The following is a 12,123-nucleotide window of genomic DNA, read 5'->3' as shown; positions in this document are numbered from 1 at the left end:
CTATAGTGAACCTTCTCTTTATCTTAATTAACAATACACATAACCAGCAGCAATAACCTGCACTATAAAAACACCACACGCCCCCATAAACATCTCAGTAACCAGTTGTTTTACTTCAACAAAAAACCAACCTTCGAATTAACTGAAAGTAACTGACTTCTTCATTCACACACAGACCCTTATAGTAAACGCACATCCCAAGAGTCGTAGGGATAGTCGACTTACTGTTTAATTATTTAGTATCAATAAGAGGCACTATCATGGCTGGAATTAGTATTTGGCAACTCGCAATCATCGCAATCATCGTAGCGTTACTATTTGGCACTAAGCGTCTGCGCACTCTGGGTGGCGATGTAGGCACCGCAATTAACGGCTTCAAGTCAGCAATGAAAGACGACAACGACAAAAAGCCAACCTCAGACGTAGCTATTCAGCCTAGAGACGAAGCGAAGTCTTAATATCCCACATTCTTCAACGAATCTGCAGGAAGCTGATTTAGACAAGGAAGTCTGTTATCCATGAATTGAGGTAATAGACGATGAGCATAACCCACTCCCAACCTTTAATTGGTCATCTACTAGAACTGCGTGATAGATTATTGCGCTCTGTTGCCGCTATTTTAGTGGCGTTTCTTGCCTTAGTGTATTTCGCTAATGATATCTATTCGTTCGTAGCACAACCTCTGCTTGCGGTCTTACCCGAAGGTGGAGCGATGATTGCTACTGATGTGGCAGCTCCGTTTTTTACCCCTATTAAGTTAACGATTGTGACCGCGGTATTCGCCACAGTGCCTTACTGGTTATCGCAAGTATGGGCGTTTATTGCACCTGGTCTGTATAAAAATGAACGACGCATGCTTATCCCGCTCATTTTTGGCTCCGCAGCACTGTTCTACCTAGGCGCTGCATTTGCTTATTACGTGGTATTCCCATTGGCGTTTGCTTTTTTTGCCACAGTCGCACCTGAAGGCGTCAGTATCGCGACGGATATCTCCAGTTACCTGAGTTTTGTTCTCAAGTTGTTCTTTGCCTTTGGCTTGGCATTCCAAATTCCAGTGGCAACGCTACTTATGTGCTGGAGTGGTATGAGCTCGCCACAATCTCTGGCTAACAAGCGTTCGCATGTAATTGTCGGTGTGTTTGTGGTGGGAATGTTACTCACACCTCCAGATGTTATTTCGCAAACTCTTCTGGCCCTACCGATGTGGTTACTGTTCGAAGCAGGACTTGTAATGGCGCGATTCTATAAACCAAATAAAGCCGATATTCAAAACAATGAAAACCTCCGCGAGAACCACCCATCGTTATATGAAACTAACCATTAATGCACGATGAACTTATAAACATCACCACTCACTGTATGTAGCAGCATATCAACATCGTACTTCTACAGACTGTGAGAGCACAAAAATTGAAATTGAGAGGATAAAATTATGTTCGATATTGGTTTTTGGGAAATGGGTATGATTGCCGTTGTTACTCTGGTCATCATGGGCCCGCAACAAATGACGAAGGCCATTCGCTCAATATTAAACGGCATCAAAAAAGTAAAAGACATGTCAGTTGAGGTAAGTAGTCAACTAAACAAAGAATTAGAGGATATTGAAGCGAGCGTTGAAGACAATAAAAAATAATTTAGGATTAAGAAAATAACTACAGGCGACATAATTAATTTATGAAAAGTAACCAGAGAGTCACGATAAGAGCACACTACCTAGTGGCGTTATCGTGACTCGTTTCAAGAAAAGCTTAACAGCAACAAGCTGTGACAGAGGTCGCTTGCAATTTTCAGTCAAAGCTAGTTACACTCTCCAAATCACTTCTTCAGGAGATTACGCCGATATGAACAACTAAGCCTGTCATCCATTTATCTACATTTTTGGAACTACAGGGTTAGTAGGCGTAGCTCACTCTCCGATATTTCTGTTCGATAGCAATTTGTTAATACAACTCGCGTTTCTGCTGTTGTGTTTTTGTATCGTTGTATCGTTCATTATTCATAGCACTTTGTGCTGCTACGGCTGTTGTCCCTGCGATACAGGAGGCAAATTATGCCAGTATTAAAGGCTTGCAATATCAGTCATCAGTTCGATAACGGCGAACGTCTTTTCGAACATCTATCGCTAACAATGAACAAGCGTCGTGTTGGATTAGTTGGAAAGAATGGTGTCGGCAAAACGATTCTTTCTTCAATTCTGCTAGGAGAAATAACACCATCGAGCGGAGTTGTAACACCGCCCACATCCTTTGCTGCTTATCAGCAACAGCCATCAAACTTACTTTCTTCGGCATACTCTATTGCGCAGTTTTTAAGAAAAGAACAAACGCTTGAAGCACTTAACCACATTGCCGCGGGTGATTGCGCAAGCAAGTGGTTCGATATAGTTGGAGATGATTGGCATATAGCTAGCCAGTTAAACCACCAGCTTGAAATGATGGGGTTACCGCAAGATCCATACTTTCCTTGCGCTCAACTCAGTGGCGGACAGTTAGCGCGTTTACAATTGTGGCAGCTATTCGAGCAGAATGTTGAACTGCTAGTTCTCGACGAGCCATCCAACCACCTTGATGCTCATGCAAAACAATGGCTCATTGAATCAATCAAAGCCTTTGAAGGTTCAATTTTACTCATTAGCCACGACCGAGAACTGCTGCGTGAAATGGAAGAAATCTGGGAACTATCCAGCCTTGGGTTGCAAGTTTACGGCGGCAATTATGATTTCTACGCCGAGCAGAAAAGCACTGAAATACAATCTGTTGAGAGGCAGTTAACACAGGTTACAAAACAAAAGAAACGACTCAAGGAGCAAGCGCAGCGAAATAAAGAGAAAGCAGAACAAAGAGCCTCACAAGGGAACAAATTACGCAAAGATAACAGTCAGCCCAAAATGCTACTCGATGGTAAAAAAGAAAGCGCTGAAGATCGAATTTCGAACCGCAACAAGAACGCTCTACTCAGGCAATCACATTTAGATAAAAAAGAACAATCGGTGAAATCCAAACACGAGCAACTGAAACAGCAAAAACTCTATATAACTGACAATCAAACGCGTTCGCGTAAAGTCATTTCAATTCTTGAAGGCGTACTTTTATACGGCAACGCCCGACCCATTTCATTACAAATCAATGCAAACGACAAGCTGCACCTAACAGGGCAAAATGGTTGCGGTAAATCAACCCTACTGAAAACACTACTCGGCAACCACTTACTAAATAAAGGTGAAATACAAGTAAGCACCCCACTGTATTATCTCGACCAGCATTTCGGCATTGTTCGTGATGCGCTATCAATCCTTAATAACCTGATGTTGCACTGCAAAGGAATGAAAGAAAAGGATGCGCGAACCTTACTCGCGGGGATAGGCTTTCGTCGTGAAGACGTATTCCGTATGGGAGGCATGCTCAGTGGCGGTGAAAAAATGAAACTAGCTATGGTCATTGCCAGCCACCAGCTCAATCAACCTTTACTGCTGCTTGATGAGCCAGATAACCATTTGGATCTCGATTCAAAAATCATGCTTGCGCACGCTTTAAGTCATTATCAAGGAGGATTCGTTCTTATCACCCATGATCAAGACTTTGCTATAGAGTCTGGCTGTAATCGCCAATTCAATATGGGGTAATAAGTCAATATCATCAATAAAGCAGAGCAGCTTACCTACTCTGCTTTATTGTTAGTCGTTCTTGGACAATTCCGACTTTAAATACAGAGATCTACTTTTACGGTATTCACTCGGTGTCATTCCTACGATTCTTGAAAACTCGCGATTAAAGTTAGACTTGGTCTGAAAACCAGAATTCATGAATATTTGTGTAATTGTGTCTTTTGAAGTAGACAAAGAGTGTTTGGCATGCTCTATACGATATCCATTAATAATCTTAGAAATATTTTGTTCGTAGACTTGGTTAACTGCAATTGAAATTTGTTTCGCTGGTATACCTAACTTTCGTGTAAGTTTAGAAAGAGTTAGCTCAGGGTCTAAGTAAAGTAAGTCTTGTCGGATTTTTGTATCTAACAGAGAAGTGATCTCATGAGCCCTCTCACTGGTCATTATCTGGGAACTAGCTGCCTCATCACTAGAGCGGTTAATTTGTCTAGATTTTAACTCATCTGAAACAGGGGTATTAATACCAACAACAACAACAGCTATCGATAACACGGGGAAAAGAATCAAATGTGCCGCAGTAAGGATATATAGTGAAAATCCACCTTGATTAAAAGTAAAATCTAGCGACATCAGCGTATCTACACATGCTGAGAATATCAGCATCCATCCAGCAATATTCTCTGCTTTCTTTACTCCTTCCCAATTCCCTAGCGAAACATTAATCAGTGCTGTTTCTTTTGACGAAAAACGAATTAATGCAATGCCATAACTAACATAAATCAAGGTAAGTAGTACATCTAATGGAAGTGCCAACCATGATTGAGTTACAGAGCTAATAACAACCAGTAATGGTGCAATGAAATGCTTAACCGGCAAGAACCCTAAACCACGATTTGCATGTGTAAACGCATACCACGCAGCAATAGGAATTGTGGAAGCCAGAATAGGTTGCACGATACTGAAAACGCCAAGTCCAAAGGTCCAGCGTAAACCAACCACTGAGGTAGTCACAGCACATAACCCTAAAAACATACTAGCGACTTTACCTTGTTGGGATAACTGGACATAAAGTGTTATCGCAAGTAGTCCAAGTAACATGGAAACAACGAAAGGAACAGGTATTGCAAGCATAGCAAGTCCTAGATTAGTTAATGAGCTCTTTAATACAGGAATATCAAGAATAACTCGATGAAATATAATTGAAAACTCAACATAAACTAAAACTCGTTTTAGAACGACCTAAAACCTGTTTTGAGACGTATGCTCCATGTGTTCCGTTGCAGAATATCACCATCAATCAAATATTGAGGTGGCATTAATGAAATACTATTTTTTAGCCTGGAAGCGCAGTTTAGACTTTTCTGGTTATTCGTCTCGTAAAGAATGTTGGATGTTTCTTTTAGTACATACATTGGTGGCGATAGGATGCATTACCGCAGATATTGCTATGAATATGACTACATGGTTCGACACGGCTTATAGCGTTGTAAGTTTAATCCCTATGCTTTCCGTAATTATCCGTAGACTGCACGATATCAACAAATCTGGCTATTGGGGACTGATCTTTTTCATACCAATAGTAGGACCATTTTGGTTGATATATTTATTGGTTCAATCGACCAATACTCACCACGATGGGAAGGCAATCGCATGAAAAAAGTCATCATTTTACCTATGTTTTTATCAATTTTTGTCTCTGTATATAGTTGGGCCTCAACTATATCTCCCCCAGGTAGTTTTGGAGTTCTGTCTGTCGATAGTATGACTCAAGGGCAGCTTCTTTGGCTTAAAGGTCGAGTCGGAGATGCAATCTACTCATTTACTCATCAAGATGGGAAGTCATGTACTTTAAAGGTACCAGTTGCAGTAGGTCGTATCTCTGAGCCAGATTTGAATATAAGTCAAACTAAAGGTCTAGCTATCGTCGTTGTGAGTCAACGTCTCAATGACGCTCTTATTCAAGGGAAGCGAATAAATAGTGAAGAGTGGCATTTCACCACGAAACAGTATGATGAAAACATTGACGGATTAATAACCAATGGAATCAACGTTAAAGAAGGCTTCATCCTAAATTCCAAACGAAAGTGGATTTCTTGGTTTCTAAAAGATGAGCAAAACGTTGTTTGTCATTAATCTATGCGTTAGTGAAGGAGCAGGATCTCATTCGAAAGTCAGCGACAAATATTTACCTCGCTGACTCCGTTCTAAACAATGTTTTTAAAAAGTTAAACTCTCTAAATTTAGAAAATATAGGAATAACGCAGTTTATAAGTTGCTTCTGTACCCGGTACATATCCTGATAAAGGTGTACCTTCACCGACAAAACGAGTTTTCATATCTGTCGCGCGATTATTAACTACGAAAGCTTCATGCATCAGAGTCAGCTTGTGGCGTTTATCTTCCGTTAGATCCATTGTGGCATTGAAGTCGAGTTTAAGAGTTGACCCTAAAGCTTCTGAACGCCAATATGCGTACTGTGGATGAAAACCTAAGTTGATGCTATCTAAAACTTGATAGTTCATTTTAAGATTAAGTTGGGCGCCTGTGTCTGTGGTATTAACCGCCGATGTTTTTTTAACTTGAATATGTGCTAACGTCGGATTCACTCGTAGACATAAATCCCCCCAACAATCTTTGTATGCTAAACCCAAAGCACCAATGTTCGCACCACTCCCGCGCCAATCACCTTTGATTAAATCTAAAGATAAACCAAAGTTATCATCCCAATACCCGTATGCCCAGTTTCGTGCAACAGTAATCTGCCCTTCCCGATTCCACTTAGCCGCCGTTGTATTTTCAAATTTAAGCCCAAGGAGGTCGATATTAGCGCCATGCAAAATCGTCTCAAGCTGTTGAACTTCTTTTTTGCTTTTTGCAGTTACTGTCTTAGCATGTTCGAAACCTAATGTGCCAACCCACACACTATCCGCAAAACATGGTGTTGCGCTCAACACTCCAACTGCTAATACTGAAGCTAACGTTGACACTCTCATCATTCTCTACCGTCGTTTTCTATTTTAAAAGGCAAAGTATAAATAACGAGTAAAGGTGCCTGAAATTAGCGGCTATTAGCTTAACTAAAAGGTTTATTCAAAGAGTGCAACCATAGAATCCTCACAAAAAGTCGAATAAAACAAGAAAGTTAGAAACAATGGAGGAAACAGCGAATGCCCACTAAAACAGTCAGTACTTAGTGGGCACCAGAATTAAGTGTGCTAATTAATCACCATAAACGCCATAAACTCATGAACGGGCGTTGCTTCTAACTTGGCTTGATCACAACATAACTCATAAATGGCTTGGCTTTTTGCCGCTGGGAAACGGGTATTAAGGTTCGCCATAAACTTACGCTCAAGCACTGAAATACCTTCTTCACGACGGCGTCGGTGTCCAATTGGGTATTCCACCGCAACTTTTTCAGTTTGAGTACCATCAGTGAAAAACACTTGAATCGCGTTGGCAATCGAGCGTTTGTCTTCTTCCAAGTATTCCGCGCTATAACGCTTATCTTCTTGAATCACCATTTTGTCGCGTAGTGCATCAATGCGATTATCGGCATGGTGGAAAGCATCTTCATAATGCTCGGCGACTAAATCACCATAAATCATGGGAACCGCAATCATATACTGCAAACAATGGTCGCGATCAGCGGGGTTAGCGAGCTCACCAACTTTTGAAATAATACGTATAGCAGACTCATGGGTTGTCACTTCGATGCGCTCTATTTCTTCTAGGCGATCTTTCACTTGCGCATGAAGTTGGACGGCACATTCCACGGCGGTTTGAGCATGAAACTCAGCAGGGAAAGAAATTTTGAACAGCACGTTTTCCATCACGTATGATGAAAAAGCTTGGTTCACTTTAAATGGCTGACCATCAAATAAAACATCGTAAAATCCCCACGCAGGTGCAGTTAATACCGACGGTAAACCCATCTCACCTTTCATGGTGATCATGGCTAGTCGAACCGCACGAGCAGTTGCATCCCCCGCCGCCCACGATTTACGAGAACCAGCATTCGGTGCATGGCGGTAAGTTCGCATTGCACAACCATCGACCCAAGCTTGCGATAGCGCATCAATTATCTGTTCACGACTGCCACCCAACATTTTAGTGACCACAGCCGTCGATGCTACCCGCACTAGTAACACATGATCTAAGCCGACGCGGTTATAGCTATTTTCAAGTGCTAATACGCCTTGGATCTCGTGCGCTTTGATCATTGCAGTTAACACATCACGCATAGCCAGCGGAGCTTTGCCTTGCGATACCGCGACACGACTGAGGTAATCTGCCGTTGCTAAAATGCCGCCCAAGTTATCTGATGGATGCCCCCACTCTGCGGCTAACCATGTATCGTTGTAATCCAACCAACGAATGATACAGCCAATATTAAACGCTGCTGTTACTGGGTCTAATTCATGCGACGTCCCTGGTACTCGCGCACCATGCTGTACCGTGGTGCCCGGCACAATGGGGCCAAGGTGTTTGGTACATTCAGGAAAACGTAGCGCCAATAACCCGCAACCTAGGGTATCCATCAAACAATTTCTTGCTGTGTTATAAGCTTCAGCCGAATGAATTTCATAACTATCGACATAATCTGCAATTTCAACTAACAGCTCATCCGGCGCTGGACGCTCATTCATATCCACATTCAAACTCATCATGATTCCTTTCTATTCGTTAAGATAAGTCACTGTTATTTATTGATTCACTGACGCTCGTCGATTGGTAGCCAGTCTTGATGATCAGGGCCATCATAATCAGCACTCGGACGGATGATTCGATTATGTTCACGCTGCTCAAAAATATGTGCAGCCCACCCAGTTAAACGACTCATCACAAAAATCGGCGTGAAAAGTTTGGTCGGGATCCCCATGAAGTGATAAGCCGATGCGTGAAAGAAATCGGCATTTGCAAATAGCCCTTTTTCACGTTTTAACACCTGCTCGACACGCTCAGAAACGGCATATAAGTGACGATCTTTCACATCCTCTGACAGCTGCTTAGCCCACTCTTTGATTAAGGCATTACGAGGATCTGACTCCCGATAAACGGCATGACCAAAACCCATAATTTTTTCTTTATTATCCAACATGAACATAATGCCCTGCTCAGCTTCATCTGGGCTAAACCATTGCGAAATCATATCCATCGCTGCTTCATTTGCGCCACCGTGAAGTGGACCTCGCAGTGTGCCAATTGCAGCCGTCACGCAAGAATGTAAATCTGATAAGGTCGAGGCGCATACACGTCCCGCAAAGGTGGATGCATTAAATTCGTGCTCGGCATACAACACTAAAGAGCAGTGCATCACTTTCTTATGAAGCGGGCTTGGTCTTCGCCCGGTGAGCATCTCTAAGAAATAACCGCCGATACATGGTTCTTTACTCGATTCCGTGTCTATCCTTAGTCCATCGTGGCTATAGCGATACCAGTAGCAAATGATGGCGGGAAACATTGCCAATAAAGTATCGGTCTTATCCTGCTGCTGACTGAAATCATGTTCTTGATCTAAGTTCCCTAACATTGAGCAGCCCGTTCGCATCACATCCATTGGGTGAGCGTCGGCAGGAATCGCCTCTAACACTGTTTTCAGTGCTGCCGGTAAACCCCGTTTAGCAATCAATACCTGCTTATATGCCTCTAACTCCGCCTGAGTTGGTAGCTTGCCCTTCAATAATAAGTACGCAACTTCTTCAAACTCTGCATGATGGGCAAGATCACTGATGTCATAGCCTCGGTAAGTCAATCCGGTGCCCGTTTTCCCCACGGTACAGATCGCTGTAACACCTGCGCTTTGACCTCGTAATCCTGCGCCACCTAAAGTTTGGTTTTCCTTTTCTTGATCAGCTACGGCTAACACAGTCATAGCAGACTCCTTTTCATCACGTTATTGAATTATTTATATAGTAGGTACAACACTCGCCTTGCTATCGGTTTAGTTATTCGATTCAGCTCTTTGGTTAACTCTTAGATTGGTTTTGAGCAAACAACTTATCTAAGGTTTGTTCATATTGGTGATAGCCCAAGAATTGATATAAATCTTCTCGGGTTTGCATACTGTCGACGACTTGTCGCTGATGACCATCGGCTTTTAAATGTTGATACACATTCAAAGCCGCTTGATTCATGGCACGAAATGCACTTAATGGGTAGAGCACCATATCAACCCCACTTTCAGCTAACTCTTGGCAAGAAAACAGTGGCGTTTGACCAAATTCAGTAATGTTCGCCAAGATAGGCACATCAACCGCTGCGGCAAAGGTTTGGTACTGCTCTAATGTGTTGATCGCCTCGGGAAAAATCATATCGGCTCCGGCTTCAACGCAGGCTATTGCTCGCTCTATCGCTGCATCCATCCCTTCCACAGCAAGCGCATCGGTACGCGCCATGATCACAAAGTCAGAGTCGACTTTGGCATCGACACAAGCTTTGATCCTATCAACCATTTCGCTCTGGCTGACGATGGCTTTGTTCGGCCGATGACCACAGCGCTTTTCCGCCACTTGGTCTTCAATATGAACAGCAGCCGCTCCTGCTTTTTCAATCTCTTTGATGGTGCGAGCAATATTAAAAGCGCCACCAAAGCCGGTATCAATATCCACCAACAAAGGTAAACGGCTCGCAGCAGTAACGCGGCGAACATCTTCTAACACATCGTTTAATGTGGTGATCCCCAAATCAGGTAAACCATAAGAGGCATTGGCAATTCCACCGCCTGAAAGATAAATCGCTTGATGCCCGACTTGCTCAGCCATCATGGCGCAATAGGGGTTAATGGTTCCCACTATCTGCAATGGGGTGTTTTCAGTTACCGCGAGTCGAAATCGCTTTCCCGGGGTCATGAGACTTTCTCCTTGTCATTTTCTATGCCCTTTTCCATATTTTGTTTCTGGGCTTTTCTTCACCGTCGTTCAGGTTATTACCATCTTCGATTAATTGTTGCTCTAGCAGTAAACGACTACGCATGATATGACGGCGCATCAGAAGTTCCGCTAACTCAGCATCACGTTCACGGATTGCTGTAAGAATTTGAGCGTGCTCTTGAAGCGCTTGATGAGGGCGAGAATGCGAACGTGGCGATTGATAACGGTACATACGTAGAAGGTGATAAAGCTCATCGCATAGCAGCTGGATCAGTTTGCTATTTTTACTGGCTTTGATAATGCGATAGTGAAAATCAAAGTCGCCATGCTGATGGAAGTAAGAAGCGCCATCGACTTGTTCAATGTGCTGTTGGTGGGTTGTCAACAATTGCTCTAAACCTAGTAACTCCTGAGCGGTGATATGTAAACAAGCCAGCCGAGCAGCCATGCCTTCTAGAGCTTCACGCACTGCGTATATTTCGACTAGATGCGCGCTGCTCAAACTCACCACCCGCGTTCCAACATGCGGTACACGTTCAATCAAGTTAAGTGACTCAACCCGCATCAAAGCTTCACGCAGCGGTCCTCGACTGACCCCAAAACGTTGCGCTAACTCGGTTTCAGACAACTTACTTCCCGCAATATATTCACCCGTTACAATCGCTTCAACTAAGCGCTCTGTTAAATCTTCTGACTTGGTTAGTTCCTTAACCTTGTTACTCACGTCTAAAACCTCATTGTCAACAATTGAGCATTTATTGTTCAAACAATAGTCAGCAATATTGGATATATCAATAAAATAGACAACAAAAATTTAATAATTGCACTTTTGTTGTCGACAACCCAGGTTCAGAGGTACAAAAAAACCGAAGATCATCAATGATCTTCGGTTTCAAAATAGAAGAACGTAAAGCTCTTATCGGTCTGAATTACATCTCAATACTCACGCTGCATAATCGCTTCCATCCCAAACTGCTGGTTGGTCAGGGTTAAAGTATTATCGGAACCTAACTTGAACTGGTTTTCTTGCAAACCGTCTTCGTACAACAACACTATGCTGTCGTCTTCAATATAGTAAATGCCACGGTGCTCTTTCATTTTGCCATTGCTGCCCTTCACTTGCGCAGAGAACAAGAAATCTGGACGTAACAAGATAGACAACCCCGTGATGTGATCATCAACGTCAGTACCTGAAATACGCGAAGCGTGCCATTGACCCGGTAGGTTTTCGGGTGCCAATTTGGTAAAGCGAGCGCCATCAAGAATGAATTGGTTGTAACTTAGCATGTAGGTATGAAGTTGCTCAGGCTGGTCACTTGAGTGGAAAGTAATGTTGGTTTCATCTATATCGTACTTGCCTTTCCACTGATCGACTGAGCCATCAGCACGCAGCAAACGCACCACGAAATCATAGTTAGATTTGAACTTGATGTTCATGGCTGTGTAGGTTTCGCCTTCGCTTTCAATCCCTTCATCATTGGCACTAAACCAATACCAATCACCTAACAATAATGGGTAGTCGAACTCTGTGAGCTTATCGGCAGAAGCTTGTACACTCCAGCCACCAAACACAAAAGCAATTACAATAAGAAATACTTTCATAGCCCGACCTCATAAAAACGAACGCCTACTTAAAACCCTAGT

The 12,123-nt window shown here is 42.9% G+C and carries 13 protein-coding genes; 6 read left to right on the top strand and 7 right to left on the bottom strand.

The annotated features are described in order from the left end of the window. Positions 1-260 precede the first annotated feature (260 nt). The 4 genes from tatA (at position 261) to A3K86_RS02465 (ending at position 3,622) form a co-directional block, all read left to right on the top strand. Positions 261-458 carry a twin-arginine translocase TatA/TatE family subunit gene (gene tatA, locus A3K86_RS02480; RefSeq protein ID WP_068327189.1) on the top strand — a complete coding sequence of 66 codons (198 nt, stop codon included), beginning with the start codon at positions 261-263 and terminating at the stop codon, positions 456-458. An 80-nt stretch (positions 459-538) separates the two neighbouring features. Beyond that, positions 539-1,324, top strand: coding sequence for a twin-arginine translocase subunit TatC (gene tatC / locus A3K86_RS02475; protein WP_068327186.1), 786 nt, complete (start codon positions 539-541; stop codon positions 1,322-1,324). A 108-nt stretch (positions 1,325-1,432) separates the two neighbouring features. Continuing rightward, the gene (locus tag A3K86_RS02470; protein ID WP_068327183.1) at positions 1,433-1,633 is read left to right on the top strand and encodes a Sec-independent protein translocase family protein; all 201 of its coding nucleotides are present in this window, start codon (positions 1,433-1,435) and stop codon (positions 1,631-1,633) included. A gap of 417 nt (positions 1,634-2,050) precedes the next feature. Beyond that, a complete protein-coding gene (locus A3K86_RS02465; RefSeq protein ID WP_068327180.1) occupies positions 2,051-3,622 on the top strand; it encodes an ATP-binding cassette domain-containing protein in 1,572 nt (523 codons plus the stop codon). Positions 3,623-3,673: 51 nt separating this feature from the next. Here the strand turns inward: A3K86_RS02465 and A3K86_RS02460 are convergent, their stop codons facing one another. Continuing rightward, positions 3,674-4,738, bottom strand: coding sequence for a helix-turn-helix domain-containing protein (locus tag A3K86_RS02460; RefSeq protein WP_068327177.1), 1,065 nt, complete (start codon positions 4,736-4,738; stop codon positions 3,674-3,676). Positions 4,739-4,874: 136 nt separating this feature from the next. Between A3K86_RS02460 and A3K86_RS02455 the strand changes: the two genes are divergently transcribed. Together A3K86_RS02455 and A3K86_RS02450 are read left to right on the top strand one after the other, a co-directional pair. Beyond that, a complete protein-coding gene (locus A3K86_RS02455; RefSeq protein ID WP_332310114.1) occupies positions 4,875-5,261 on the top strand; it encodes a DUF805 domain-containing protein in 387 nt (128 codons plus the stop codon). After that, positions 5,258-5,740: a hypothetical protein gene (locus tag A3K86_RS02450; RefSeq protein WP_068327172.1), complete on the top strand. Its 483-nt coding sequence runs from the start codon at positions 5,258-5,260 to the stop codon at positions 5,738-5,740. The genes A3K86_RS02455 and A3K86_RS02450 overlap by 4 nt, the downstream gene beginning before the upstream one ends. 107 nt (positions 5,741-5,847) lie before the next feature. Here the strand turns inward: A3K86_RS02450 and A3K86_RS02445 are convergent, their stop codons facing one another. The 6 genes from A3K86_RS02445 to A3K86_RS02420 all read right to left on the bottom strand — a co-directional run bounded on the left by A3K86_RS02445 (position 5,848) and on the right by A3K86_RS02420 (position 12,081). Then, on the bottom strand, positions 5,848-6,594 hold the full coding sequence (locus A3K86_RS02445) for a hypothetical protein (protein ID WP_107270201.1): 747 nt from the start codon (positions 6,592-6,594) through the stop codon (positions 5,848-5,850). A gap of 228 nt (positions 6,595-6,822) precedes the next feature. Continuing rightward, entirely contained in the window at positions 6,823-8,274 is a 1,452-nt protein-coding gene (locus A3K86_RS02440; RefSeq protein WP_068327166.1) for a bifunctional 2-methylcitrate dehydratase/aconitate hydratase, read from the bottom strand. Positions 8,275-8,321: 47 nt separating this feature from the next. Beyond that, entirely contained in the window at positions 8,322-9,482 is a 1,161-nt protein-coding gene (prpC, locus tag A3K86_RS02435) for a bifunctional 2-methylcitrate synthase/citrate synthase (protein ID WP_068327163.1), read from the bottom strand. A 94-nt stretch (positions 9,483-9,576) separates the two neighbouring features. Next, positions 9,577-10,458 carry a methylisocitrate lyase gene (prpB, locus tag A3K86_RS02430; protein WP_068327159.1) on the bottom strand — a complete coding sequence of 294 codons (882 nt, stop codon included), beginning with the start codon at positions 10,456-10,458 and terminating at the stop codon, positions 9,577-9,579. A 22-nt stretch (positions 10,459-10,480) separates the two neighbouring features. After that, positions 10,481-11,245 (bottom strand): GntR family transcriptional regulator, encoded by a 765-nt coding sequence (locus A3K86_RS02425; protein WP_068327156.1) that lies wholly within the window; start codon positions 11,243-11,245, stop codon positions 10,481-10,483. A gap of 170 nt (positions 11,246-11,415) precedes the next feature. Then, complete coding sequence (locus tag A3K86_RS02420) at positions 11,416-12,081, bottom strand: lipocalin-like domain-containing protein (RefSeq protein WP_068327153.1); 666 nt, start codon at positions 12,079-12,081, stop codon at positions 11,416-11,418. Positions 12,082-12,123 lie beyond the last annotated feature (42 nt).

The organism is Photobacterium jeanii (genome assembly GCF_001650345.1).
GTDB lineage: Bacteria > Pseudomonadota > Gammaproteobacteria > Enterobacterales > Vibrionaceae > Photobacterium > Photobacterium jeanii.
The sequence above is the reverse complement of the archived record's forward strand: the minus strand, read 5'-3'. Positions and strand labels throughout refer to the sequence as shown.